28 protein-coding genes and 1 pseudogene are annotated in these 26,332 nt (G+C 59.6%); 4 read left to right on the top strand and 25 right to left on the bottom strand.

Features of this window, described 5'->3' with window-relative positions; genetic code table 11:
- Positions 1-7: 7 nt before the first annotated feature.
- On the bottom strand, positions 8-544 hold the full coding sequence (locus tag P3T16_RS17445; RefSeq protein ID WP_429256588.1) for a carboxymuconolactone decarboxylase family protein: 537 nt from the start codon (positions 542-544) through the stop codon (positions 8-10).
- A gap of 199 nt (positions 545-743) precedes the next feature.
- Between P3T16_RS17445 and P3T16_RS17440 the strand changes: the two genes are divergently transcribed.
- On the top strand, positions 744-1,646 hold the full coding sequence (locus P3T16_RS17440; RefSeq protein ID WP_429256637.1) for a LysR family transcriptional regulator: 903 nt from the start codon (positions 744-746) through the stop codon (positions 1,644-1,646).
- 185 nt (positions 1,647-1,831) lie between these two features.
- Here P3T16_RS17440 and P3T16_RS17435 read toward each other — a convergent pair whose 3' ends face one another.
- The 3 genes from P3T16_RS17435 to P3T16_RS17425 all read right to left on the bottom strand — a co-directional run bounded on the left by P3T16_RS17435 (position 1,832) and on the right by P3T16_RS17425 (position 2,745).
- Positions 1,832-2,056 carry a superinfection immunity protein gene (locus P3T16_RS17435; protein WP_429343353.1) on the bottom strand — a complete coding sequence of 75 codons (225 nt, stop codon included), beginning with the start codon at positions 2,054-2,056 and terminating at the stop codon, positions 1,832-1,834.
- Between the two features lie 126 nt (positions 2,057-2,182).
- On the bottom strand, positions 2,183-2,461 hold the full coding sequence (locus P3T16_RS17430) for a YciI family protein (protein ID WP_429256591.1): 279 nt from the start codon (positions 2,459-2,461) through the stop codon (positions 2,183-2,185).
- An 89-nt stretch (positions 2,462-2,550) separates the two neighbouring features.
- Entirely contained in the window at positions 2,551-2,745 is a 195-nt protein-coding gene (locus tag P3T16_RS17425; protein ID WP_429256592.1) for a hypothetical protein, read from the bottom strand.
- Between the two features lie 709 nt (positions 2,746-3,454).
- On the opposite strand from P3T16_RS17425, the gene P3T16_RS17420 reads away from it, so the two are divergent.
- Positions 3,455-3,643 carry a hypothetical protein gene (locus P3T16_RS17420; protein ID WP_429343210.1) on the top strand — a complete coding sequence of 63 codons (189 nt, stop codon included), beginning with the start codon at positions 3,455-3,457 and terminating at the stop codon, positions 3,641-3,643.
- Between the two features lie 23 nt (positions 3,644-3,666).
- Here P3T16_RS17420 and P3T16_RS17415 read toward each other — a convergent pair whose 3' ends face one another.
- Positions 3,667-4,617: an alpha/beta fold hydrolase gene (locus P3T16_RS17415; protein ID WP_429343209.1), complete on the bottom strand. Its 951-nt coding sequence runs from the start codon at positions 4,615-4,617 to the stop codon at positions 3,667-3,669.
- A gap of 242 nt (positions 4,618-4,859) precedes the next feature.
- Between P3T16_RS17415 and P3T16_RS17410 the strand changes: the two genes are divergently transcribed.
- Positions 4,860-5,735 carry a helix-turn-helix domain-containing protein gene (locus P3T16_RS17410; RefSeq protein WP_429343208.1) on the top strand — a complete coding sequence of 292 codons (876 nt, stop codon included), beginning with the start codon at positions 4,860-4,862 and terminating at the stop codon, positions 5,733-5,735.
- 64 nt (positions 5,736-5,799) lie between these two features.
- On the opposite strand, the gene P3T16_RS17405 is transcribed toward P3T16_RS17410, so the two are convergent.
- The 11 genes from P3T16_RS17405 to P3T16_RS17355 all read right to left on the bottom strand — a co-directional run bounded on the left by P3T16_RS17405 (position 5,800) and on the right by P3T16_RS17355 (position 18,212).
- Positions 5,800-6,759, bottom strand: a complete 960-nt coding sequence (locus P3T16_RS17405) for a fumarylacetoacetate hydrolase family protein (protein WP_429343207.1) — start codon at positions 6,757-6,759, stop codon at positions 5,800-5,802.
- Between the two features lie 151 nt (positions 6,760-6,910).
- Positions 6,911-8,200, bottom strand: a complete 1,290-nt coding sequence (locus tag P3T16_RS17400; RefSeq protein WP_429343206.1) for an MFS transporter — start codon at positions 8,198-8,200, stop codon at positions 6,911-6,913.
- Positions 8,201-8,307: 107 nt separating this feature from the next.
- Positions 8,308-9,510, bottom strand: a complete 1,203-nt coding sequence (locus P3T16_RS17395) for an acetamidase/formamidase family protein (protein ID WP_429343205.1) — start codon at positions 9,508-9,510, stop codon at positions 8,308-8,310.
- Positions 9,511-9,549: 39 nt separating this feature from the next.
- On the bottom strand, positions 9,550-10,113 hold the full coding sequence (locus P3T16_RS17390; protein WP_429343204.1) for a GlcG/HbpS family heme-binding protein: 564 nt from the start codon (positions 10,111-10,113) through the stop codon (positions 9,550-9,552).
- Between the two features lie 173 nt (positions 10,114-10,286).
- The gene (locus P3T16_RS17385; protein WP_429343203.1) at positions 10,287-10,616 is read right to left on the bottom strand and encodes a hypothetical protein; all 330 of its coding nucleotides are present in this window, start codon (positions 10,614-10,616) and stop codon (positions 10,287-10,289) included.
- A gap of 140 nt (positions 10,617-10,756) precedes the next feature.
- Positions 10,757-11,887 (bottom strand): YncE family protein, encoded by a 1,131-nt coding sequence (locus tag P3T16_RS17380; protein ID WP_429343202.1) that lies wholly within the window; start codon positions 11,885-11,887, stop codon positions 10,757-10,759.
- A 111-nt stretch (positions 11,888-11,998) separates the two neighbouring features.
- Positions 11,999-13,117, bottom strand: a complete 1,119-nt coding sequence (locus tag P3T16_RS17375; protein ID WP_429343201.1) for a porin — start codon at positions 13,115-13,117, stop codon at positions 11,999-12,001.
- A 510-nt stretch (positions 13,118-13,627) separates the two neighbouring features.
- Entirely contained in the window at positions 13,628-14,635 is a 1,008-nt protein-coding gene (locus P3T16_RS17370) for an ABC transporter permease (protein ID WP_429343200.1), read from the bottom strand.
- Complete coding sequence (locus P3T16_RS17365; RefSeq protein ID WP_429343352.1) at positions 14,632-15,510, bottom strand: ABC transporter permease; 879 nt, start codon at positions 15,508-15,510, stop codon at positions 14,632-14,634. The genes P3T16_RS17370 and P3T16_RS17365 overlap by 4 nt, the downstream gene beginning before the upstream one ends.
- Before the next feature lie 96 nt (positions 15,511-15,606).
- Entirely contained in the window at positions 15,607-17,118 is a 1,512-nt protein-coding gene (locus P3T16_RS17360) for a sugar ABC transporter ATP-binding protein (protein WP_429343199.1), read from the bottom strand.
- A gap of 95 nt (positions 17,119-17,213) precedes the next feature.
- Positions 17,214-18,212, bottom strand: a complete 999-nt coding sequence (locus tag P3T16_RS17355) for a sugar ABC transporter substrate-binding protein (protein WP_429343198.1) — start codon at positions 18,210-18,212, stop codon at positions 17,214-17,216.
- Between the two features lie 125 nt (positions 18,213-18,337).
- Here P3T16_RS17355 and P3T16_RS17350 point away from each other — a divergent pair, with 125 nt between their 5' ends.
- Positions 18,338-19,624: a LacI family DNA-binding transcriptional regulator gene (locus P3T16_RS17350; RefSeq protein WP_429343197.1), complete on the top strand. Its 1,287-nt coding sequence runs from the start codon at positions 18,338-18,340 to the stop codon at positions 19,622-19,624.
- Positions 19,625-19,642: 18 nt separating this feature from the next.
- On the opposite strand, the gene P3T16_RS17345 is transcribed toward P3T16_RS17350, so the two are convergent.
- The 9 genes and pseudogenes from P3T16_RS17345 to istB all read right to left on the bottom strand — a co-directional run.
- Complete coding sequence (locus P3T16_RS17345) at positions 19,643-19,930, bottom strand: helix-turn-helix domain-containing protein (RefSeq protein ID WP_429343351.1); 288 nt, start codon at positions 19,928-19,930, stop codon at positions 19,643-19,645.
- 537 nt (positions 19,931-20,467) lie between these two features.
- Complete coding sequence (locus P3T16_RS17340; RefSeq protein WP_429256608.1) at positions 20,468-20,821, bottom strand: cupin domain-containing protein; 354 nt, start codon at positions 20,819-20,821, stop codon at positions 20,468-20,470.
- Positions 20,818-21,795 carry a quinone oxidoreductase family protein gene (locus P3T16_RS17335; protein WP_429256609.1) on the bottom strand — a complete coding sequence of 326 codons (978 nt, stop codon included), beginning with the start codon at positions 21,793-21,795 and terminating at the stop codon, positions 20,818-20,820. Before P3T16_RS17335 ends, P3T16_RS17340 begins: the two co-directional genes overlap by 4 nt.
- A 10-nt stretch (positions 21,796-21,805) precedes the next feature.
- Complete coding sequence (locus tag P3T16_RS17330) at positions 21,806-22,345, bottom strand: gamma carbonic anhydrase family protein (RefSeq protein WP_429343196.1); 540 nt, start codon at positions 22,343-22,345, stop codon at positions 21,806-21,808.
- A complete protein-coding gene (locus tag P3T16_RS17325; protein ID WP_429343195.1) occupies positions 22,342-23,223 on the bottom strand; it encodes a 3-keto-5-aminohexanoate cleavage protein in 882 nt (293 codons plus the stop codon). The genes P3T16_RS17330 and P3T16_RS17325 overlap by 4 nt, the downstream gene beginning before the upstream one ends.
- A 17-nt stretch (positions 23,224-23,240) precedes the next feature.
- On the bottom strand, positions 23,241-23,990 hold the full coding sequence (locus P3T16_RS17320; protein ID WP_429256612.1) for an SDR family NAD(P)-dependent oxidoreductase: 750 nt from the start codon (positions 23,988-23,990) through the stop codon (positions 23,241-23,243).
- Between the two features lie 14 nt (positions 23,991-24,004).
- The gene (locus P3T16_RS17315; RefSeq protein ID WP_429343350.1) at positions 24,005-24,847 is read right to left on the bottom strand and encodes a dioxygenase; all 843 of its coding nucleotides are present in this window, start codon (positions 24,845-24,847) and stop codon (positions 24,005-24,007) included.
- 360 nt (positions 24,848-25,207) lie between these two features.
- Positions 25,208-25,444, bottom strand: a pseudogene (locus P3T16_RS17310) (nuclear transport factor 2 family protein); the annotation flags it as partial.
- 99 nt (positions 25,445-25,543) lie between these two features.
- Positions 25,544-26,332, bottom strand: a 789-nt coding sequence (gene istB / locus P3T16_RS17305) for an IS21-like element helper ATPase IstB (protein WP_429343194.1), incomplete at its 5' end; no start/stop codon positions are given.

Below are 26,332 nucleotides of genomic sequence, written 5' to 3'. Positions count from 1 at the left end.
CGTGGCGTTAGCGGACCGGTGGGAAATCCAGGTCCGTGTCGTTGATACGGTTGAACGTATTTGTGAACACCGTCAGTGCGATCGCCAGGGTGATCTCCACAAGTTGCGTCTCGCTGTAGCCCGCCGCACGGATCGCTTCGTATTGCTGAGTGTTGATCGTGCCGCTCGTCGTCTGCACTTGCCGCACAAAGCGCGCCAGCGCGTCGCGGCGGGCATCCCCCGTCGGCTCGCCGGCACGGATCTGACGCAGCGACTCCGCCGACAGCCCCGTCATCTTGCCAATCACCGTGTGCGCGGCGACGCAGTAGTCGCAACCGGTGAGCTCGCTCACGAGCAACTTGATCGTCTCCAGTTCCTGCTTGCTCAGGGTGCCGGCGCCCAGCACGCTTTCCGCATTCAGTACTGCCTTGAGCACCTGCGGGGACAGTGCGCCCAGCGCGGCAAACAGGTTCGGCACACCACCAGCAAGCTTCTTGACTTCGGCATACACTTCGGCAGTTGCGCCGGTCGCCGACTCGATAGCGGGAACAGTGATACGGCTCATGGTGAAACTCCTTTCTTTCTCAGGTTGGTAAGGAGCCGCACTTTAAGCCTGCAGCGTGATCTTGATCAGCCCCATCCGGATCAATAAAATGCTCGTTAGTATCACCCGGGGGCGCTTCTGCCTGGAGCGCTTGTCGTGCCCGATTGGACTGATGCAGGAACGCGGGTGCTCCTACTATTCACCCAGTGAGGAGACTGCCGTGGATCGGCTAACAGCGATGGAAACGTTTGTCTGCGTGGTGGAGTCCGGTAGCTTTTCAGGTGCCGCGCGCCTACTGAATGTAGGGCAGCCTGCCGTTTCGAAGGCCATCGCACTACTCGAAGAACGTCTCTCGGTGCGCCTGTTGCTGCGCTCCACGCGCGGGCTGACGCCGACCGAGGCGGGCCAGGCGTTCTACGGTCGCGCAAAGCGCGCGATCGAGGAGGCAGAGGAAGCAGAGCTCGCCGCCCGCGGAGCCGGAAGCAACCTCACGGGACGCCTGCGCGTATGCGCCCCTGTTACGTTTGCCAGGCTGCATATCGTGCCGGCCATCGGACGGTTCCTCGAAGCCCATCCAGAGCTCAACATTGACCTGGTGCTCGACGATCGCAACGTCGATCTGCGCGAAGAAGGCATCGACATCGCGTTGCGCATCGGTCAACTTGAGGACTCGAGCATGACGGCACGCAAGATCGGCGAGGCCCCGCGTCTGGTTGTCGGCACGCGGGCATACTTCGAACACGCGGGAATTCCCGCTTCTCCAGCGGACCTCCCTTCGCATCAGGCAATTGTCTATAGCCAGCGCGGTGGCGGCACCACGTGGACGTTTCGGCGCGGCAGTTCGGAATTGGCCGTCGTGGTATCGGGGCGCGTGGCCATCACGGCGGCTGAAGGCCTGCGCGCGGCGGTTCTCGCCAATCTCGGCCTGGCCGTCGTATCCGAATGGATGTTTTCTCCCGAACTGAAGAGCGGTGAGGTCTGCTCAGTGCTGAACGACTGGCGTCTGCCCCCCGTTGAGCTTTGGGCCGTATTCTCCGCGGGCCGAATGGTCAACGCCAAAACACGCGCGTTCCTCAACTTTCTCGTAGATACCTTGGGCTTCGGCGCTGGTCCTCTGAACTAGACTAGAACGCTCGGGCGCGAGTGGATCCAGAACGGTCTGGATGGAATTGCGATTGGCGCCGCCGAGCGTTTCGTGCGCGAGGTGCGCTGCTATCGCGTAGCCGGGCACCGCGTTTGCCTCATGCTCATGCGGTGACACGGCCATGCCGCCCGCACTCGGGCATGGGCAACGGCCTCCTGTGAGGCTCAGGAACCCAACATCACGCAACGGGCTTTCGCCGCACCATGCTCGAAAATCGGGCAATCATGGGCGTGAATCATAATTCTGTCGATAGTCGAACGCGCTGCCTTTTGACGGCTGCGCCTGGCGATACGCGACAGGCGCATTTCGCCGACGCGGCGGCGCGCGAGCACGAGAGCGGCAAACCAGCCGACCACGGTCCAGCCCAGAGCGAGATTGATCAGGAAGATGGTCAGCGCGTCTAGACGGGACGATTTATCTGGCCTCGGGCATCGGAGCGAGTGGCGAAGGACTCCACGGTCACGCGGTCATTTTCTTTCCGTTACTCGAGGACTGAATGCGCCAATCTTACTGCGTCAGCCCACCCTGCGATGAACACGATGAATTCTGACTTCGTCCCAGATCCCAGCGGCGAAGAGCGGGTCATTACGATTGAATGCCTCGACTTCGCCGCGTGTTTGCGCTTCCACAAGAAAGAAGCTACCGATCTTGTTTTCGCCAGCGTCGTCTACCAATGGCCCGGATGTGACAAGCGTGATCGGCCCGCTCTCCAGATAGGCGCGATGCTTCGGGGTGTTGGCTTCGCGAAGGGCCAAGGCACCAGGCTTATCGGTACAGAAAACAATCCAATGCATGATTTTGAGTTCCTATCAAAGTCGGACGGGATTGATATGCACCTGCTGAGCAGCACAAAGAATCCCGTCCGGTTAATTGGTTAATCGCTTCAGTGTGCTGAAGCGGGCAATGTGCTGGCCGGCTTGGGCGCCGCATTGCGCTCTGCGTTCTGCACATTCTGTGGATAGCCGGTCAGGTCGCCGCCCGACTGATAGCCATTCTTCTCGAGCGTTTTGAGCTCAGCCTTCTTCCTGGCACGGGCGGCCTTTCGCTGTGCCTTGCGAATCTGCCTCTGCGTGGACACACCAGACGCGTTGGAGGCCGACGCGATGAGCGCATCGGACGCCCTGCGCGAAAGCAGCGGCCGCGTTAAGCAGCGCAAAACTGAGGCAGAGGGTTGCGATGACCTTCCGGGACGCAATGCCGAACTGAACCATGGCCAGATCTCTCGAATAACGTGGACACAGAACGACCTCCACGCCCGGAAAACTCATGCAGTATCAATCTCTTGCGACGTAACTGGATGCGCTGCATGTCCTATGGCTTACCGAATGATCCGATTTTGCTGGGGCCCGCTCGATGCCGCTGAAAAACGACGAGATCTGGCAGCGGAGAGAACGGGCGATACGGGAAATCGCAGCCTAGCAGGAGGAGCGGATCGCACGACATCATCGCGTGACAACCGGAGCTAGAGCCGATCAACCCGGTTATGCCAACGTCGTAGGGGTTGTCGTATTCGATGAACGGCTTGCCGCACAGCGCGTCCAATGGCATGACTCACTGGATCAAACGTAAAACCTCAGCGCAACTCGCCGCGAGGGCTTCGGCCAATCCAATCGAGTACGAAATCATCGCCTATATCGATGACACGACCAACTTGTTGTCCATAAAACGAATGAATTAAATGCGATCGTTTAGATCGAGCCACTCACGGGTTTCCGCCGACCCTCGTCGTGCATAGAATGTAAACGGCGTTAAACCGACGCGATTCAGATCAAGCGGAGAGGATCATCATGAATGTCACTGCGTTTTTCGCGGTCGTGGTTTTGAGCATTTCCCTTTTTACGCCGGCCTTTGCCAGTGAGCATATGCATGTGAATCACGATCACGAACACACCCGCTATCAACCGCCCAGCGCGGATCAAAATACATCGGCTCAGGCACCACGGGACAACAATCAGACCGTTCCGAACAGCAAGTAAGCTCGAGGAACGCGTGCCTCGTCTTAGCGCGCATAGCGAAGCAGGAAATCGCGTAACGGCGGATTCACAATATCGGCATGCGTCAAATTCGGTGTATGTCCCGCTCGGTCGACCAGAACAAGATCTTTGCAGTTCGGCAACCGGGCGGCGAGCGCCTCTGCGCAGTCAGGGCTGATGGCGGCGTCGTCGCGTCCATGGAACACGATCGACGTATGCGTAATCTCCGCAAGGCGCGACGTGATGTCGTCCCTGGAGACAAGGGCATTAACCGGATGTTCGAAGTGATCCGCGCTAGCGTTCATCCATTTCCGGATCCATGCCGATGCCGCGTACCCGGGACCGAACAGAAACGCTGACAGATTCTGCGCGACATTTTTCGCGCCGTTACGTACCCACTCCGCTTTCAGCTCTTCAAAAGACTGCCGAACCGCTTCGGAGTCGACATCGCTTCTTGTCGATATCAGGGCGATTGCCCGAAATCGATCCGGCTCCAGCAACGCTGCACGCATCGATATAAATCCGCCTTGAGACATGCCGACAAGCGATGCCGAGGCAACCTCCAGGTGATCGAGCAAGGCAATGAGATCCCTCGCGGAGTCCCAGTAGCTGAACGCCTGGGTCGCGGCTCCGGTTGCACCGAAACCTCGCTGGTCCCAAACGACGCAACGGAATTCATTCGTTAGTTCCGCAATGTTCGGCTGGAACATGTCACCGTCCATGAGGAAGCCATGACTGAAGACAACGACAGGCGCCCCGGAAAGGCCGAACTCATCGTATGCGAAGCGTATCCCTTCTCGTTCAAAAAACGGCATACCGATCCCTACTTTCGAATAACACGGTGGATTCAATATAAGCTGACCTCCGCTGGAACACCTGACCGTAAGAGCCGATTGCTTGTCAAATCGTCCTGAATTCTTCGCGCAGATCAGGCTATTCAGGCATAGACGACCGAGACCTCCGCGTTGAACGGGCACACACGCAACAGCCAGTTCATACGCATCTCATCACGGCCCCATGCGTCAAGGCGATCGGATACATCGCATGTCAGAACACACGTTTCTACCCATTGACCGCACTCCTTACTTTTGATTAAGTGACGTCTACGAGAGTTTTCAATCGACTGGCTTGCCGCAAGATCTTGCCGCTGACCAAAGCGTCTTTTTTTATTCATGGAATCCGGCAAAGCGTAATGCACTGCCTCGTTCCACGTGGAGAAATGTTGGGTATGACGACAGTACCAATTGATGGAGACAAGCCCGTCTGGATTCTGCAAGGAAGTTTCGGGCGAGCAACGGTGAACTTCATTAGCCGTCCGCTTGTCGCTCACGCTCACTCCCAATACCAGTTCCTTTTCAAGCTTGGCGGAAGCAATTGCAATTTCCGCATCGGCGCAGACGAATGCGCGCTTACCGCGGAGCGGGCCATCTGTCTGAATCCCTGGGTCGAGCACTCGAAAAGCAGCAGCGACGGCGAGCCTTCCCTGATCCTTTCGCTCGTGATCGAAGCACCCTGGCTGCGCCAGCAATTGAAACTCGCTGAAAACGGTACCGCGAGCATTTTCCCGAAAGCCGAGGTCGTCGTCACGCCGGACGTGCGGCATCACGTGGATCGTATCGCTGCGGCGATCACCAACCACCTGGTCGCCCACGACGACAGTTGCATGCCCATTCTTGCTGATCTGGTGACCGCACTCGGTCGGGATTTTGCCGAACCCGCGTTGACGGCCGGCATCATCCCGTCAGGCAGGCCGATCGATTTTCGCATCCGCAAAGCGGTGGATTTCATCAAGCACGCGTCAGTGACGAATCCCACCGTTGCCCAGGTGGCGGCTCAAGTTGGCCTGTCCAGGTCGAGATTCTTCCAGCAATTCCGACTGTGCATGGGCATTTCACCGCAGCACTATATCGATTGGGTCCGCATGTCGCATGCGATCCAGTTGCTTGGCGCTAGCGATAAACCGCTTTCCGATGTAGCCGAAGAGTTAGGGTTCGAAGAACACAGCCACTTCACCCGTTTCTTTGCACAACACATGGGCGTGCCACCCAGTGAGTTTCGCAGGCATTCGGTGACGCTGGACAATCAGCACGGCTGAACGGGGGTGTGGGGCCCCGAACGATCCCCACACCCTCCGAAAGCGACGATTGTTGTCACCGGAATCAGGCTGCGGACTTCTCTACTACGTAACTACTTTCACTGTTGGACGTGTCGGCGACTACCGGATTGCCGAGAACGCCTAGTCCATCGATCTCGACCTCGACCCAGTCTCCCGGCCGCATATGCACCAGTCCCGGTGTCGGAAAGGGACCGTACTGACGCGAGAGATCGTGGCCCTCGACATCATCCGGCTGAGGTTTCAACGCGCCGGGCGTTCCCATTGCAATCAGGTCGCCGGGCCGCAAACGATAGCCCTGACTGAGATAGCTGATCACTTGCGCAACGCCCAGCAACATATCGTCGAGCGGTGCGCTCTGACGAACGACACCGTTGATGCGGGTCTTGATAGTGTGCGTGGCAGGATCGCCAAACTCGTCACGGGTCATCAACCACGGCCCATAGGACCCGGATGCTTCGAAATTCTTGCCGAGGCCGAATTGACGATTGTGCATCTGGAACTCGCGAACCGATCCTTCGTTGAGGCAGGTGTAACCCGCCACATGTTCCAGCGCTCGCTCCACCGGAATATAACGACCAGGCGTGCCGATGACGACACCGAGTTCGCCCTCGTAGTCGAACGCGCGTGCAACGGATTCCGGCGGCGCCAGAATCGGCTCGCCGGCGCCGACATAGGACGCAGCCGTGCGCATGAAAAGGTGGGGAAATTCCATCGACGTTTGAAGTCCCGTTTCCGCGATATGGCTCTTGAAGTTCAACGCCAGTGCCCACATCGCGTTCGGACGGTCCAGGAAGGGCTTGAGTGTGACGTCGGCGAGCGCCCGATCGCCCTGCCGTCCTTCTGCCGCCAGCCGCAGCGGCGTTAGCCCATCCTCCTGCTCCAGGATTGAAACGAGGCTGGCTGGAAGGTCCGGGGCGATGTCGGAGACAGCAACGAAATGGGTCGGGCTGGTGACGATTCCAAGTGCGATGCGGCTACCGTCGGAGTAAGCAATAATCTTCATGATCGAGCGTGTCTTTGCGTTGGGTTAAATAGCAGGGTTTGCAGTCTGAATGGCGGCGCAGTGCCCCATGCGTCGATGGCGCCGGCAGCGCGTTGGCGGTTGCGAGTCCAGTCGACGCCTTGTCAGTGAACGGAGCATGACGTGGCGAGTCTCAGTTCTCCACCACCGCGCTATCGGGAACCTTTTGAACCGCTCTACGACCGATCAACGACAAGGCAGCGAGCGCGAGGATCGCAGCGCCGGCGGGCGCAACGGAGGTGAGGACGATATCGCGTACCGGCCAGCCGAGCGACAGCAAGCCGCCTCCAATCGCCGGCCCAACGAAGGAACCGACCCGCCCGATTGCATGCCCCCAGCCGACTCCGGTCGCGCGTATCTCCGGCGGATAGAAAGCGACTGCGAGCGCGGTCTGACCCATGATGCCGTTGACCAGACCGGCGCCGATCACGCCGATGAGCAGCAGCACGATGCCCGGCGTCACCGCCACCTGACTAAGTCCGGCAATGCTGATAATCACCAGCAACAATCCCAGAACCAGCGCCGACTTCACTCTGAGCCGGCCGGCAAGCGTCATGATCGCGACAGCCCCGGTCATCAGGATGTTGCCGCTCAGACCACCGATACTGAAGGCCGCCATGCCAACTGACGCATGGTCCGCTGAGAAGCCGAAATCCACCAGCAGCGTCGGCACCCAGAACAGCAGTGCATAGACGTCCATGAAGATCAGGAATGAAAACAGCCACAGCAGGCACGTGTAGGCGCCCAGACCATTTTCAAACAGCGCCTTGAGCGGGTTCGACACCCGCACGGCGGCGGCATCGGCTATTGCCGGGCTGCGCGCCGGGAGGATGCGAAAGAACGCGGGAACGAGCAGAAAAGGAAGGACGCCGCCGGTCACAAAGATAGATTGCCAGCCGAAGTGACTCATCAGAGGGCCCCCGGCCACGCCGCCCGTGACCGCGCCCACGGACATGCCGGTCGTAATGAGCAGGGACGCCGCCACCTTGTGCTTCGCGCCCATGATGCCGGCCGCCGCCGTAATGGCGATCGGCAACGCCGCACCTAAACCGATGGCCGCCGCGAGGCGCATGGCGGACAAGCTGGCGATACTGCTCGCATACGAGGTCAGCAGCGTGCTCCCGGCGAACAGCACAACGCTGGCGACGCCAATGGAACGGTGTCCGAAACGTTGAGCGAGAGGACCGGAAACCATGAAACCGATCGCCGCGCCAATGTTCGTCGCCACAAAAACGGTGGTGAAAACCGCGGGCGCCAGGTGCCATTCATGAGCGAGCTTTGGCACGACAAAGGAGATCGACGTAGTGTTGAATCCGTCCAGGACGATCACCAGGAAGCACACCAACAGGGCCAGTATCGGTCCTGCGCGGCGCGTTTTGGCCAAGCCGCCTTCTATCGACGGTTTCGGGTCTTTCGCATTCATCGAATCATCTCCTTACAACGCTGGCATATGCGCGGGCACACGGCCCGCTCGCAATGCTGTAACCAGGCGTTAGCACACGCCTGTTGAACTGACGCACCATCACGGGTTTAGGCCCGGATAGACGTTGCAATGCGCTCTTGTAGCGCAGGGGAAAAAATGCGCTTGGGAAGCATGCAGTGAATACCCTTTGGCGGGATAGTCGAGTAGACCGTTCCGGTCTGATTGGCGTATTGCGTCACACGGAAGCTACCGGCCACGCTATAGATCCCGTAGCAATCTTCCGGTGCAATGCCGCTGGCGGCAGACAGCCAGCTGATCATCTGGCGCAGGCAGGCCACCAGCGAATTCTCGAGGGAGTCGGAAAACCCGAAGCCGATCCAGTGGTCAGGCGTTTCCGCCATCGGCACATTCAGTGCAGCACCCTTGTGCAGGATGTACTGGATACGCATCTCTTCGAAGGCCGTCTCAATCGAGGTCTGATCGACGTTGCCTTCACCCGAGGCCCCCATGGAGCCGCCCGTCCACACCCGCGCACCGCTCACCTGTACAGGCAGGAAGATCGACGTATCCACACCCAGCACGGCACAGTCGAGATTGCCGCCATAATTGCCGGCCAGATTCGCGCTAATGGGCTTCTCGTCGGCCGGCTGCGCAGCGATATACGCCTGAAATGGCTTCAGCGGAATATTGACGCCGGGCACATACGCGGCGGCGGTCCTGTCCTTGTCGAATTTCAGATAGCGCAGGTAAGGCTTGAAATCGTGTGGCAATGCGCCGACGCCGGGAGGCGCGGAATTCCAGCCCCAGTCGATCGGCCGCATCTTCAACATACGGCATTCGATCAGATCGCCCGCTTCGGCACCGATGATCGAAACGGGCCCAATCAGCGAGAAGGGACCGTTGGGGTACTTCTTGCGGATCGGCTCGCGCTCCTTGAAGGTCAGCCCATACTTTGCCTCATTGCCCCAATTGGTCCACGTGCCGTCATACCATACGGTATCGCCCGACTTGATCGTGACCGCCGTCGGCGCGCTGGGCTCGATCTGCCCGACCTTAACCGTGTCCAGCGACGGCACCAGTTTGATGGTCTGACCTTCGCGCGAGGCTGCCGCGACGGCCGCCCCTTGCGACGTGCTGCTCTGCGCGCGAACCGCGCCGGACAAACCTAAAGCGCCCGCCGCAAACGCACCGAATCCAAGCTTCAAAATCGATCGGCGGCAAGCGTCCGTGGCGTCACATGTCGCGGCATACCTGTCGTCCGTGGCGCCTGTTACACCCACTGCATCGCGTTGTTCTGTTTCGTGTTTCATGAAAATCTTCCTGATATCGTTTCAATAGGACACGACGTGTCATCGCACAGTCGTTGCACCGATTGCTTCAATTGCACCCTTGACGACCTGATCGTCGATCTCCGAGGGTGCACCGCTCGCGCCAACGGCGCCTAACAGATGCCCATCGATAAAGACGGGAAACACACCCCGCGCCGGCAGGAACGGAGCGAAATAACCCGCACTGGAAACATTGCTGTACTCCGAAGGATCGTCCTTGAAGCGCTGCTCCAGCGTTGCGCCGGACTGGCCGCCGAGCGCAACGGAGGCAAAGGCTTTGCCACGGGCGAAATCAACGCTGGCAAAGGGCGCGCCGTCCATGCGTAAAGCCATAATGAGGTGCCCCCCCGGGTCGAGCACGGCGAAACTCATCGCGAGATGGCGGCTCTGCGCAGTTGCCGATGCGATCTCAACAAGCTTCATTGCCTGCTTGATACTCAGCGAATAGCTTGCAAGCGGGGCCGCTGCCTGCTGCGCTTGAGTCGTCTCGGCGACGCAAACGTTGTTCAGAAGAACGAAGCACGCCGAACCCAGCAATGTGGCTAATACAGCCTTGTTTGACGGAGCTGAACGACGGAATCTCAAGCTAGTCTCCTCTTCATGACACCTCGAGCACCGCTCGATAGATGAAGCTTATGCCGGAGAGCGCGCGTCCCTATAACCAGAAAGATTGCGCGCTTACCAACAAGTCCAATAATCTTCGACCCACCTTATCGCTGAGAACGTAGCCCCCAGCGCCACTCTTAAAGTTGAACGTCTTATTGGCCCGATGCGGACGCCGGTGTAGCGGGTTTCGATGCAGCGGCCTTACGCTCCGCGTCCATGAGATTCTGCGGATAGTTATCCTGATTGCCTGACTCGCGATAGCCGTTCTTCTCGAGGGCCTTCAACTCGGCGTTCTTCTGTTCCCGCCTGGCCTTGCTAGCAGCCTTCCGTTGGGCCCTGGCGACCTGCTTTGGCGTTGATGCGCCCATGAAAGAGGACGCCTGCTCGCCACTAGCCGGTTGAGCCGTCGCCACAGGCGCCTCGATAAGCACCAAACCAAGCGATACGACGAGTGCAGCTGAAACTGCACGAAACTGGACCATGATTGAGTCTCTTTGAAAGTTGAATTACTGAGGGCGGCGGGACAGTGCTGCAAGGCGCCCCAGGACCACTCGACGAAGTCCTGGGGGAAATGGCAACGGTCCAACTGCGAGTCACACGCGGCAAACAACTACCGGGGCGCTTACTCGGTTGCGAATACCGCTACGCCCGCACCTGCAAACTGCTCTGAATGACCCGGTCCGTGCGGCACGAAGACGCGATGAGACTCACCGTCCACCGCCACTGAGTGCGCGCCCATCGTGGTTGGAACAATCGCGACGATGCTGCGCGTAGCGGCGTCGATAATGCCGAGTGCCGGGTCGAACTTCGCCGTCTTGCTGCCAACCTGGGAGACGTTGTCGGCCGAATGGTGACCGGCGGCGAGGAAGTAACGATTGGACACCGGGTCGTACACGACTTCGTCCGCGCCGCCGAACGGCAACTCGGCGACGGTTTTGCCGTTCGTACGATCGATGATCACCGTAGTCTGCTTGCCACCCTCGTCCGGATCGCATCCGATCAGTGCATCGTTGCCCGGACCCATCGCGAGGCCGGTCGGGCCTTCACACCCCTTCAGCGAGAAAACGGTCGCAACGACAGGCTTGCCTTCGAGAACCGACGCGACCGGAATTACATCGACCTCCCCTTTCGGATTGGTTTTCGTACCATCGTTGTTCAACACGAAGTTCTTGCCCTTCGGGTCATACGCGCACGCTTCAAGACCGGTCGAGTCCTTCAACGAGAGTTTTCCGATCACTTCCTGGCGCTCGGTATTGATGAAGGTGGCAAAAGGCGGTTGCTCTGCGCCGCTCGAGAACATCACGACATGATGTTCAGGGTCCAGGCAGCTCTCGTCGGCGCGAATACCAGACGCGCTGACGGTAATGGTCTTAACCAGCTTTTTGGTTGCGACGTCGATCACCTTGACCGAGTTGACGTCGCCGACGTACACCAGCGACGTGCCCGGCACCGGCGTGACCCCCGACGGTCCCGATTTGTCATGGCTGGGTCCGATGCCGGCGAAGTTCGCCGAAATCTGGTCGAGCAGCGTGGCCGTTTTTGCGTCGAACACGTCCAGCGTGGCGTTCGCCCCGTCAGCCAGGTAGTACTTGCCGTCTGCCGACGCGCTGATGTCGAAGCCGAACGGCTTGGCGCTCGTCACCGGAATATTCGCAACCCATTTGGGCGCGGTCTCCGCCGCGTTGCTCGCCCACGTATAAGCGCCGACCGCGAAAGTACCGGCTAAAGCCAGGCCAAGGTATGTACGTTTCATGTGTTGACTCCTCCAATCAATCGTTAAAATTTCCAGTCGCAGCTGGGACGGGGAGCACTTCCCCAATTCGGTTATCGCAGCGCAGACAAACCTGCGAAAAAATAAGGGTTCTTAGAAAGCGTGATACATGCCGATTCGCACGTCAGCCTGCTGACCTGCCAGCGAGGGCGCGAAACTCCCGCCGATGACGGGGTCCACGCCGGATGACGCCTTCAGGTAATCCGAGGAGATATAAACCTGAGTCCGTTTCGACAGCGAATAAAGCGCCGCTGCAGTCACCTGATTCCACGTGTGGCCTTCGAAGCCGGTGTGCTGATAACCCAGAACCAGTTGCGTGGCCGGCGTCACCTGATACGTCGCCCCGGTTTCATAGACATGCATGACCGAGGTCTGGGCCTGGTACTTCAGGGCGGTGTCGCTGAAGTCGCCGTAGAGCGTGAAGTCTCCAATCGCGTACGATGCGCCGATCCCGAACGTTCCCAGAGAGCTGATCTGGAACTCGGGCATCAGATCGGTCGCGGTATTGCCCGACACAGAGGCGACAGGCACATTGAAGAACGTGTGGACACCAATTTGCGCATAAGGGTCCAGCGTGGGCTTGGCCTCGTACGTGTACGCTGCCCCCACAATCAGAGGTCCATTGGTGTATTGCACACCGGCACTCCAACCGCTTCCGTCATGAAAACTTCCCGGCGTATTGCTAAAGCCGTACATCGCGCCAAACGTGAAGCCGCCCCATACGGGACTCGTGTACTTGATGGAGTTGTTCAAGCGGTCATTGTTGGTGTGGTCGAAGTCGCCCTGATGGATCGCGTAACCACTGCCGGAGGCGCCCACGTTGAACTGCCCAAAGAAATCCGCGCTGAAGTCGAACTGCCTGCCCATTGTCAGCGTGCCGTAGTCGGTCTGCAGACCCACCCATGCCTGCTGGCCAAATAAGGTGTTCGGCTGATTGAGCTGACCGTTGTTCAGGTTAAACAGCGACGACAACTTGAACACGGTCTTGATGCCGCCGCCCATATCCTCGGTGCCCGTCAATATCCATAGATTTGGAAAGAGCACGCCGCTATCGGCCTTGTAATTGTGGTGACCGCCTTCGTTGTCGACGAACGTGATACCGTCGTCCAGTTTGCCCGCCATCGTGATGCTGCTCTGCGCAAAGCTCGCACAGCTCAAACCAGCGCTGCACAGCCCCGCACCAATGACCGCGGCAATCAGCCTTCGTTTCATGTCTTCCTCACTCGCTCTTGGTAATGGACTCACTGCCAGCCGCTTCCGACTTCACAGCTCGCATTTATATGTTCGTTGTACGAATCATTTGGGAAGAAAAGACAAGCTAAAAGAAACACACGACGCACCTGCAAGACAGCCAGATTGCCTCGGTCGTCGCCTTGGCCGACCTTCCGACCCACGCCAAATCCTTCCTTAAGCTCTACTTCTGCAATACTGGTGCAATCGACTGCCCCATGATCAACACTGAAAATCCGTTGACCGCCCTATTCTTCCGGTGCGTGCTCGACCGATCTCGCTACCGACAACGTTTTTGTCGGCCGGATCGTTATCCGGATAGTACGGAACATCGGGTTAAAGTCCTTGACCTCGAAGTCTCGCCGCTTATCAAAGCGTCCGTTTTCGTGACTAACGTTAGCCGGAAATAGCGACAACGACGGCAAAGGGCATGCAGGACTAACAACACAATGAGCGACAAACAACCCTGAGGTCATGTATCGCCTGGCAGAGTCAGCCGATCCGCTCCTTTCTGCCCCTTCCGAGCACGTCCGCGAGCACCGCAATGAGCAGAACGGCGCCAACGATCAATGGCTGCCAGTTTGAGTTGAGGTTCAGGAGGTTCATCCCGTCGATCACGAGCGCAAGAATGAGGCACCCGGACAACGTGCCGAGCAAGCTCCCTGCGCCACCGAACAGGGAGGTGCCACCGATCAATATGGCCGCGATAACGGGAAGCAGAAGCGGCTCGCCCATGGCTGAATCTGCTGCATTGACCCGCGCGAGATAGATAAGCGCGGCAATCCCGGACATCAAGCCGCTTATTGTATAAACGGCAATTTTGCGCCGACGCACCGGTATGCCTGAGAGCCTCGCAACCTCGCTATTGGCACCGATCGCGTAGATCTCCCGACCTAAGTTGAGTCCTCCCGTGACGATCGTCGCGCCAATCAGCACGAATACCATCATGTAGACGGGCAACGGTATGCCGCCGAGGAATCCTGTGCCCAGTGTTCTGAACCCCGTCGGAAAGCCGTAGATTTCGTTACCGCCCATGTAATGGAACGCGAGCCCCTGAACGACCCAAAGCATCCCATAGGTGGCGAGAAACGGTGGAAGCCGCAACAACGTTACAGCGAGACCATTGAGCAGGCCGATCAGCGTGCTGCATGAAAGCGCGGTGGCGGCCCCCAGAATCGGCGACCCGCCTGTCTTCATGACACCCGCCGCCAGACAGGCCGACAGCGTAAGATTGGCCGCGATCGAGAGATCAAAGCCGCCGGACAGGATCACCAGCGTGAGCCCGGAGGCGAGCAGGAACATCAGGCTCGCCTGACGCAGAACGTTGAGCAGATTGGGGGCTGTAGAGAACGCCGATGTCGTGAAAGCCAGCGCCATCGCAATCAAAACGATGAGTACGGCGCGATAGATCAGCGCGACCGTTTCCTCGCGGACATGATGACGCACATCCAGCTGGCTGACGCGGGACCATACGAAGCGGGAGTTGTTCAGAATACTCATGCTTTCGCTCCATTGACTCTGGACTTGCGCACACTATCGATAACAACGACGAAGAGCACCAGCATCCCGACGGAAACAACCTGAAGAGACGACTCAATGCCGAGGAGATTCAAGGCATTGCGCAAAACGCCGATCGTCACGACGCCCATCACCGTGCCGAACAACCATCCTTCGCCACGCTCGAAAGACGTACCACCGAGAACCACGGCCGCAATGGCATCGAACTCCATGCCGATTGCCGAGTTGGGCTCTGCAGAATTCATTCGACCGACCAGCACCAACGCCGCCAGGCCGACCATCAACCCACCGAAGACATAGATCGCAATGTGAAAGGCTTTGACCTTGATACCGGCGAGAAGCAGCGCATCCCCATTACCGCCGATGGCGAACACATAGGTGCCAAACCGGGTGTGATACAACAGGAGATGGGTAAGCGCATACGCGAGGAGCGCAAAGATCACCGGAAACGGAATGCCGAAAAGGGTCCACGCGTAGAGCTGGGCCACGCTGGGGTTCCCGACGACAACCGCGTTGCCGTCCGTCAGCACTAGCGCAATACCGTGGGCAATGCCGAGCGTACCGAGTGTGACAACAAAGGGAGGAAGCCCCAGCTTCGCGATGAGTGCGCCGTTGAAGAGACCCGTCAGCATCCCCAGCGCCACTGAAGCACATAACGCCGGCGCGATGCCCCACCCCAACCCGAGCGTCTGAGCGAAAACGACCGCGCAGAGACTGAGGAGCGCGCCCACGGAGAGGTCGAGCCCCTCGCTCAGGATGACTAGTGTCATCGGCATGGCAATCATGAGCAGGATCGAGACCTGCAGTCCGATGTTGGTGATGTTGCCGCTCGATGCAAACCCGGGCACACCGAGCATCGCCACCACTGCAAGGACGCCGCTCGCAGCGACAATCGACGGCACAGGCCGTCGCTTTCGTATCACACTGATTCTTTCAACGCTTGCTTCCACGATTTAACTCCCGTGCATCGCCATGCGAAGAATGTTCTTTTCGCTCAAGCTTTCTCTGGGCAATTCACCCGAGACCACGCCTTCGCGCATGACGTATGCGCGATCGCAAACGTGAACAATCTCCGACAATTCAGAACTGATGAGCAGAACGGCGGCACCGTCTTTGATCAGTTTCTCGATCAGATTGAAAATTTCCGTCTTTGCGCCTATATCAATGCCCCGCGTCGGTTCATCAAATATGAACAGCCGGCAGCCGGCACTGAGCCATTTGCCGATCACGATCTTCTGCTGATTGCCGCCGCTGAGGACACGGGCGCTCTTACCGGGGTCACCAGGCGCGATCCGCAAGGAATCGATGAGCGCTTTAGTCGCACTCCTTGCTTTCTCCGCTTGATACCACCCTCTCGGAAACAGTTTCCACAGGCTGGCAGTGAGCAGGTTTTCGTGCACGGAGCGCTTTAGCGCCAGCCCTTCCTGCTTCCGGTTCTCAGGAATCAGACCCACGCCCATCGCCGCGACTTTGTGAGGACCTCCGGTCACAGCCTCCCCAAAGACGGTGACCTGGCCGGTTTCAATCGGGTCTGCGCCGAAGACCGCCCGCACGACCTCCGTGCGCCCGGCGCCGACAAGTCCCGAGAGTCCGACGATCTCGCCGCACCGAACCTGCAGATCCACACCTCGAACGCCGGTTGCGGTGGTCAGCTGGCGCACGTCGAGCGCGACCTTGCCCGGCTCGCCGAAATATTGGCGCTTGTACACCGTCCCGACTGACCGGCCAACCATCAATGCGATCAGTTCGTCGGGTGTCGCCGCGGTGGCCAGCATCGATTGCACCAGACGGCCGTCACGCAATACCGTGACGCGATCGCCGAGGTCGAACACCTCCTTCATGCGATGGGAGATATAGACAATCGCGGCACCGGACTCGCGCAGCTTCCTGACGACACTGAACAGCGCCTCGGCCTCACGATCGGAAATCGCTGCCGTCGGCTCATCCATGACCACCACGCGGGCATTGTGCGAGAGCGCCTTCGCGATCTCCACCATCTGCTGCTGCGCGACACCAAGGTCGGCTGCATAAGCATGGGTATCGTAGGCAAGGCCAAGTTCTTCGAGAGCGGCCCTGGCGTCGAGATGCATCTTGCGATGATCGATCAGGCCAAAGCGATTGCGCGGTTCGCGCCCAAGGTAGATGTTCTGCGCGATGTTCAAATGCGGTACGAGGGAGAACTCCTGGAAGATCACCGCAATGCCGAGGCGTTTGGCGTCAGCAGGCGACTCGATTGTTATCGGGCGGCCGTCGCTGAAGAACTCGCCGGAGTCGGCTCTGTACGCGCCGAACAGGACTTTCATCAAGGACGACTTCCCCGCGCCGTTCTCCCCGAGAAGCATATGCACTTCACCGGCATACAGCTGAAGGTCGACGTCAGTCAGGGCGCGCACACCTGGAAAGCTCTTGCAGATCTTGCGCAACTCCAGAAGAGGCACGCCACCGGTCGGAATCGTTCTTTCCATGTTTGCCTTCATTTTGTGGCTTGAGCAGTCACTGGCGGTGCCGGCGTATCGTTTGAGCGATATCCGGCATCGCGACAACGCGAACTCCTGGCTCGTTAGTTACTCACGACGTCGCCCCATTTCGGACACTGCCGTTTGTCGCCCGGCACTTCGAATGGCGCATAGTTCGTCTTGTCGATGACGATGCCCTTGATCAGAATGGTCGGCGGAACGGACTCCTTACGCACCGTTTTCACGGCCGCCATCGTGGCAATGCAGCCCATCTTGTAGCCGTTGAATTCGGCGGTCGCCAGCAGTCGACCGTCCTTGATGGCTTTGACCGACTCCGGCACGCCCCCGATACCCACCACCTTGACCTGCTTCTGCCCGGCCGCCTCCAATGCCTCAATGGCCCCCATCGCCATCACGTCTGCTGCCGCGAGAACACCGTCGATCTTTGGATTCGACTGAATCAGGTTTTCCATCACCTGAAGTGCCTGCAAACGCTGATAGTTCGCAGGCTGGGAGGCGAGAAGCCTGACGTTCGGGAACTCCTCCAGCGCCTTGTGGAAACCGCGTACCCGCTCGTCACTCGTGGTGGAACCCTTCACCCCTTCAAGAATGACGACATTGCCTTTCCCGCCCATGCTCTTCAGCAGATAGCGGCCGACGTCCAGCCCAAGATTGAAGTCATCGGCAACGACGACGGAGGCGAATTTGCCGCCTGCAACCCGGTCGTTGTAGTTGATGATCGGGATACCGATCGCGTTGACCTTCTCGATCTCCGGAACGACGCCATGAGGGTTGACGCCCATGAACAGCACAACGCTGGGTTTCTTGACACTGACGTCCTCGAGCTCGCTGAGCTGCTCGCCAAGATCATTGGGCCGCGTCGGTGCGTAATGGGTCACTGAAACGCCGAGATCGTTTGCTGCCGCGTCGACGCCGGCGTGGACGAGCGCGAAATGCGGGTCGACCTGATTCTTGTAGAAGGCCGCAACGCTCTCGCCAGTCGCAAATGCGTTTGGCGCTGCGGCAATGCCCAGTGCGAACGCACAGGTGATGAGAATGCGTTTTTTCGCCAGTCGGCTCGTCAGTTCCGTCGTCAGTTTCAAGGTCGTCTCCGTTTAACTGTTTTTTTGCGGGCCTCAAGCGAGTGCCTGAATCCGGTACGCCAGCCCGGTTGCGGGAATGCATCGCGGGAAGCACCTCCAATCTTGCGCACAATCCATGCAATCGTTTGCTTAAAGGCAAATCAATTATTAAGTCTTTACTGCATCGCGCCTGCCATTCCTGTTTTTCAGGAAACAATCTTTATGCAAACGTATGCACATACTATCCCGACAGATACCTTTGTCAATTCATTTATGACGCTCGGAGCATAGGGTTTTTACTTGCAACATTGAGAGCAACCCTTTGCACCTATACAATGACTTCCATGGCCAAAACATCAGAATCCCGGGCAACGAGCCGCGTCACCATTCGCGAAGTCGCGCTGCATGCGTCTGTCAACGCGTCGACGGTCTCGCGCGCCCTCAATCCTGCAACCCGTCACCTGATTGGGGACGAAGTTGTCCGCAGAGTGTTGGCGTCCGCGAAATCGCTCGGTTACCGTCAGAACAAGCTCGCGTCCGCGCTTCGCGGAGGGCAGTCAAGGGTGATCGGGGTGTGCTTGCCCGATATCGAGAACCCGGTATTTCCGCCGATTGTCTGTGGCATCGAGGAAGAACTCGCGGCCGAGGGCTATGGCGTCCTGATCGCCAACACCGTTGGCACGTTGAAAGACCAGGAACGCATGCTTGAGCAGATGCTCGAGCGCCAGGTCGACGGTCTGGTTCTCGCAACCGCCGCCCGTCACGACCCGTTAGTACGACGCTGCATTCTCGATGGCATACCCGTCGTGCTGGTGAATCGCGCGGAGGAAGGCGGACAGGTGCCGGAAGTGATCAACGACGACTTCCTCTCCATGAAGCTTGCGGTCGATCACCTGGTGGAGCTGGGGCACAAGCGGATTGCGCACCTCGCCGGCCCTGAGCGCCTCGCAACCGGGCTCTCGCGAATCCAGGGCTTCCAGATGGCCACGCAGCAGCATCGCCTGGCCGGAACGGTTATCCTCGAGGCCGCCGAATTCACGCGTGAAGCGGGCCGGGTGGCCTGCGACCAGCTGTTGAAAGAGCACAAAAGCGTGACCGCGATCATCGCCGCGAATGACCTGATCGCGCTGGGGTGCTATGACGTTTTCGCGGAACAGCGTCTGGTGTGCCCGAAAGATATTTCGCTCATCGGTCACAACGACATGCCGCTTCTCGACATGCTCCATCCGCCATTAACCACGCTGCGCATCCAGCACCGGGAAATGGGCCGGCAGGCCGCAAGACTGCTTCTCGGGATGATCGCGACACCGGGCGCGGCTCCACACCGCATTACGCTCCCGCCCGAACTGATGGTGCGCGGCTCGACCGCAACGCCACGCAACACGCCGCTGCGAGCGAGAGCACCGAAAACCGCGCCTGCTTCTGCCGAGTGAGCACAGAAGCGCTAAGGTTCAACCTGAAGCGCTTCGTTCAGGCGGCCTGATGCGTTGACGCGCGAGCCATTCGCGCGGTGCGTTACCGATCCGCGATTTAAAGAGCGTCGAAAACGCGCTCGACGTGAACCCAAGAACACGGGCCGTCTCTGCCACGGAAATCCCGTGAACAAGTGCGCACATCGCCGCCCCCACCTGCACCTCCCGGCGCCATCGGCCAACGCTGGCGCCCAGTTCCCTGGTAAAAATCCGGCTCAACGTACGGCAGCTGACTCCCGCCTGGCTTGCTGCGTCCCCGAGCGCCATATCCCTGGTTGGATGCATAAGCATCGCCTCGCATAGCGCCGCGACACGGCTTCCCGATGACGGCATGCGGACAGCAAAATTCCCGGCGATTTCGGGCGCCGCAAGTAGTTCGTCGGACAACAGAGCCACAACCGCTGCACATGAGCGTTCGATCGTCGATCGTTGCGTGGCCGAGAAGATCGCGATCAATACGTCGGAGCAATGTAGAACGCGCGCCGCCGGTACGAAATCGGCGCTCAGGCCGGTATCGATTCGAAGCGCGCAGATATCAGCTTCGTACACCGCAGAGACGCTATGTGCGACGGCCGGCGGAAGCCAGATGCCATTGCCTTGTGTCACACAGTACGCGCGCCGCCCCGCCGTTATCCACACGCCACCTTGCCGAACATAGAGAAAGCAGCCGACCGCGGCGGATTGGGCATGCCGCCGTTCACCCGCGCCAAGCCGCGTATCCGTCACAACACAGGCGGAATGCATCATGCGCAACTTTTGCGGGTCGCCATGGAAAGCACGCGGGCGGTTACCACTGCCGTCGCCTCATCCGCAATGCTCAGGCCGCACAAACGGCATCGCCAGCAGAATCTTCGCCGGGCTGCGGGAACGGTTGTGCAATGCGCGCCGTTCTCCCGGCGCGATACGGCACGAATCGAAGGCCGCGAGAATAGCCTCGCCTGCATCGGTCATGACGACGACTTCACCTTCCAGCACCACATAATGTTTTTCAACGGGCGACGCATCCGAGGTGGTGTAGCCGCCCGGCTCGATCGCCGAAACGCCTAGCCACAGCGACTCTGCCGGTCCGGCTTCATGGCCTTGAAGCCGGACGCAGCGCATCGAAAAGTGGTTGGGCGGAAAATATTCCGGCGCCTCTTCGAAACGGGTTATGTTCATGGCTTGAGCAGAACCCGGTTCGCCGCGCCGCGGAAAACGGCTTGATACGCGAGCGCCGCGTCGGAGAGATCGAAGACAAAATCCTCAACGACAGGAAACGGCTTTAACGTGCCACGTTCGAAAGCCGGCAGCAACGCGTCGAGAATGCGCGCGCCTTCCGTGCTGTCGAGTGCGAGCGTATCGATGCCAACATAGGTGTGCTGCCCCCGATAGAACGTAAAGATGTCAAATGGCACCGGACGTTCGATGGTAGAGATAAAAATCTGCGTCCCTCGCACCGCCATGGCCTTGTTGGCCTTTTCGAAGTATGGACTGCCGACCGTGTTGTACACGATGTCCGCGCCATGGCCATCTGTCAATTGGCGAACCATCTCGTCGAGGTTTTGCGACGAGGCGTCGATCATGGTGACGTCGGCGTTCGCATGGCCGATGTACGGTTCATTCGTGCGTTCGACACCCAACACCTTTGCCCCAACCTGGGTCGCAAGCTGTATCGCTGCCTGCCCCACCTTCCCGTTTGCCCCCAGCACGAGGACGACGTCGCCTTCTTCCACGCCCCCGGCCCGTTGCAGTCCTTCGAAGGCGGTAACGAAGGGGACGCCGATTGCGCCCGCCTCCTCCATGGTCAGATTTCCAGGCTTGGCGCGCACACTGCCCACGGGCACGGCGAGATAGCCGGCATGCGTGCCATCGCGCCGGATACCCAGCTCGCCGCCGCTGCCCCACACTTCCTTGCCTAGCATCTCCTGCGGCCCCTCGACAACGATGCCGGCGTAATCCCGACCCGGCGTGCGCGGCCACACCGCATGCGGCATGAAGCCCAGCACAGCCTTCACGTCGCTCGGATTCACTGCAGCGCTCACCACGCGCACGAGACACTCGGCAAAGTCGACGTCCGGCGCATCTTGCGCGCCGATGTGCAGATCGAGCGAGTCGATATCGGCGCTCTTTTCCATGACACGAACTGTTTTCATTTTTTATTTCCTAAAAGGTCAAGATGCCAGGTGGAGCGGTTCTGTAACGCACGGCAAGTGCCACGTAGCGGACAGCTGACGCTGCCATGCCCTCGAATTCTTCGTCATTCAGCATGCGCAACAGACGCGCCGGGTTTCCGGCCCACAACTCCCCGGCACCCACCACCTTGCGCGGTGTGAGGACCGCCCCTGCAGCCAGCATGCCGCCTGACCTGACGACAGCCCCATCGAGTACGCGCGCACCGAACCCGACAAACCCCGCGTCTTCTACGGTGCAGGCGTGCAAAATCGCGCCATGGCCAACGGTCACGTCATCCCCGATGATCACGGGCAGGCCGTTGGTCGTGCCGTGGATGACCGTGCCGTCCTGGATGTTCGTGCGCATGCCAATCACAATTTCCCGGACGTCGCCACGCAGCACGCAGTTGAACCAGACGGACGACTGACGACCTATTGTCACGTCGCCGACAAGCGTCGTGCCATGGGCGATGTAGACGCCTGGATCCACCTTTGGCGCACTGAATACCGACGCGTCCTGATCCGCGCTCATCGGTTCAGCCCCAGAAGCTCGCGAGCCTCCTGGCTAGTCGCCAGTTCACCGCCCAGCGAGTGCACGATGTCGCGCGCACGCGTGACCAGCTCCGCGTTGCTGTTGGCAAGCACGCCCCTGGCGATGTAAATGTTGTCTTCAAGTCCGACCCGGACATGGCCGCCCGCCAACCATGACTGCGCGACGATCGGGAACTCGAAACGGCCGACACCGAAGGCCGACCAGACGGCCTGACGGGGTAGCAGGTTACGCGCGTAGAGAAGCGTTTCCGGACTGGCCGAGAAGCCGTATTTGACGCCCATCACCAGGGTCCAAAACCCCGGCCCATCAAGAACGCCCTCCTTTATCAGGTCCAACGCAAGGTGCAAGTCACCTGAGTCGAAAATCTCAAGTTCTGGCTTGACACCCGCCTCGCGGATGACGTTAGCCATGCGCGTGACATTCTTAGGTGTATTGATGACAACGTCGCCGCCGGAGTTCATCGTGTTCAGGTCGAGACTGCAGATGTCCGGCTTGAGTTCGAGAATGTGCTCGACGCGCCTTTCCGGCGGCAGCAAGGTCGTGCCTGGCGCCGCGACTCTGGGGTCGTCGTCGCCCGGAATAAAGCGGCCGCCCGGGCCGGTGGTCAGATTGATGATGAGATCGACGTTCACCGCGCGGATGCGTTCGATGACTTCGCGGTAAAGCGCCACATCCATCGAGGGTCGCCCCGTCTCGGGATCACGCACATGGATGTGAACGGCGGCCGCGCCGGCGCGTGCGGCCTCAAGTGAAGCGGTCGCGATCTGCTCGGGTGTGATCGGCAGCCCCGGATGTTGCTCAGGTCTGGTGATATTGCCTGTTACAGCGCAGGTGATAATGGTCTTGCGGAAATGCATGTCAGGCCTCGCTGCAACTAGTTCAGGCGACGGCCACCGTCGACGACGATGGTCACCCCAGTGCTGAATGTCAGATGAGTGGCGCAGGCCTCGATGGCCGCCGCGATATCGTCGGGCGTCCCGATGCGGCCTAGCGGCGTGGTGGCTGCGACCTTATCGTTGAAGTCCTCGCCACGACCGGGAACGAACGACGTGTCGACCACGCCCGGAGACACGTTCAGGACACGAATGCGAGGTGCAAGTGCGCGGCCGAGCGACGCCGCCATCACGTCAAGCCCGGCTTTGGCCGCGCAGTAGGCGATGTTGCTGCCAACGCCCGTCGTGCCCGAAATCGATGAAACGTTGACGACGAGGCCGTCCCCCGACGCATCGAGCAATTCGCGGAAAGCGCGGATGGCCGCGAATTGCCCGCGCCAGTTGACCTTCAGAATCTCATCGATCAATTCGTCGGTGAGTGCATTCAGGTCGGAATGCTTGACGGGCTGGGTGAAGCCCGCCGTGTTCACGAGAATGTCCGCGCGGCCATACCGGTCGCGCGCCAGCCCCGCCAGCGCGTTCAGACTCTCGCTCGCCGTAATGGATGCAAGCGCCGCGCTGTGGCCCTCGCCTGGCAGGTCGTCGGCCACGCGCTGCGCCCGGGCCAGGTCATGCTGACCGACGACGACGACACGGGCGCCTGCTTGCCCAAGACGGCGGGCGGCAGCAGCGCCGATCCCTCCGGTTCCGCCCAGGATGACCGCGACCTTCCCTGAAAGTGTGTTGGACACGTGAGACCTCTTCTTTACTTGATGGGGGGTGTCGGATAGGTCGGCGCTCCTTCGGCGAGAACGAAGTCGTAGTCGAGCGTGTAGTAGAGCCTGTCTACGTCTCGCTTCGGCCCCGTGCCGGCATCGTGGCGCTGGAACGTGCCGACGAGACGGCGGTTGACACCGAACACGACATCGGAATTCAGGTGCTCCGAGTCATCGGCGAACACTTGCGAGACCAGGGTCGCGTAGCCTTCCGCGATGATGACGAAGTGCAGATGCGCTGGCCGGAACGGGTGGCGATTCTGCTTTTCAAGCAGCACGCCTACCGGTCCGTCAGTGGGCACAGGGTAGCCGGCAGGGCGCACGCTCTTGCAGGTAAACCGCCCCTCGCTGTCGGTGTAAAAGTGACCGCGCAGGTTCTTGTCGGGCTGGCTCGAGTCCTGGTTCTCGTACAAGCCGACTGGCGAGGCCTGCCAGACGTCGATTTTGGCGTTGGCAACAGGCTCGCCTTTGGTGTTGAGCACGCGTCCGTTCACGAAGAGCGGGGAGCCGGGTGAGTTCTCACATGCGATGCATTCGCCATTCGCATATTGCGGCGAGTCACCCCGGTAGAACGGCCCCAACAGGGCGCCCGGCGTGCGACCGCTTGCGTCCGAGTTGTTCAGCAACGTAACCAGGGTCGATAGACCCAGCACGTCGGCGAGCAGAACGACCTCGTTGTGCCTGTCGTTGCAAGCGAGGCCGACGGCCCTCACGAAATCAAGGCCCTTCTCGAATTCCTCGTCAGTCAGCTTCACCTGCTTAAGGAATGCGTGGCCATGCTCCACTAGCGCGTCGAGCAGTTCCTTGAGCCGAGGATTGTCGGTCTGGCTCATGGCTGCTTTGACAACCGCGGTTATCGAAGCGGCGTCGTCGACGATGTTCTTCAGATGGTTTGAATCTTCCACAGGTCTTCTCCATCAATGCAATCGTTTGCATATTAATTTGCAAAAACGCCGATGTCAAAACCTAAAGATCTCATAGTTAACCCTGCCTCTGGTGCGCCAGTTAACCCTGCCTCTGGTGTGCCGGACGACGCCAAAAGACACGAGTCGCGCAACCGATTGCACCTTGACGGCTCCGACCGCCTCTATGCGACATGTGCGCCGCGCCGCAATGCAGGTAGCCGTGGTGCGGGTATGGGCGCGGCGCCCCGTCAGGAGGATGGCTGCGGCTGCGCCACGGCAAGTTTGCGTCTATCGCCCGTCCGCGAGCCAGGGATACCGTCCCGTACCGGCGTCTTCGTAAGCCGGGTCGAGGCAGATAAAGCAGCGCTGGATTTTGAAATCGCGAATTTCGAACACGTCACTCCAGCGGCCTGCGTGCGTGACGCCCGCGCGCCAATCGGCGCCGCCTTTGCTCGTTCCGTGACTGGTACCTTCGACCACCACGGTGTCCCCTTGCTGGATCACGTTCAGGTAGGCAAGATCGTGTTTGAATTCTTGTGAACGCACGGTGTGGATAGCGTCAAGCAGGAAGTCCGGTTTACCGACAAACATCTTGGCCGGTCGGCCGAGGTGATTGTCGCTGCGTCAGGGGGTCATGGTTGTCGCTCCGTTCGGGTTGTCAGTGGGTAATTGACGGCGGCGCTCTTTCTGTTTGTCGCTGGCTGTGCGGCGCCGATAGCTTTCGACATTCAGCTCGAAGATCGTCGAGTGATGGACGAGCCGGTCGATGGCGGCCACCGTCATGCCGGGGTCCGGGAAGACGTCATTCCAGCCGGAGAATGGCTGGTTGGCGGTTATCAGAAGACTTTTCCGCTCGTATCTTTCGGCGATCAGCTCGAACAGCACGCTGGTTTCGGCCTGGTCCTTCCTCACATACGACAGATCGTCCAGGATGATCAGGTCGAACCGGTCGAGTTTGGCGAGCGCCGAAGGCAGTTGCAAACTTTGACGTGCGACCTGGAGCTTCTGCACGATTTCGCCGGTTCGGGTGAACAACACACGATAGCCGGCATCGATCAGGGCATGTCCGATTGCGCTTCCAAGATGACTTTTCCCGCCTCCAGGCGGCCCGAACAGGAGAATCGTGGCGCCTTTCTCAAGCCACGAATCGCCGGTGGCCAGCGCCATCACATGCGCCTTTGAGACCATAGGCACAACACCGAAGTCGAAGGTGGTGAGCGTCTTGGTCGGATCCAGATGTGACTCGGCACGATGACGTTCGATTCTTCGTTTGGCGCGCTCGGCAAGTTCATGTTCGAGCAATGCACCGAGTAGTCGCGACGCCTGCCAGCTTTCCTTGTCCGAGCGTTCAGCGAAGTCCGGCCACAACCGGCCGATCGTTGGCAGGCGCAGTTCGTTGAGCATAAGTGCGAT

This window comes from Paraburkholderia sp. GAS42 (genome assembly GCF_050436565.1).
GTDB lineage: Bacteria > Pseudomonadota > Gammaproteobacteria > Burkholderiales > Burkholderiaceae > Paraburkholderia.
Note: the sequence above shows the minus strand (reverse complement) of the source record. Positions and strands in the feature narration are given on the sequence as shown.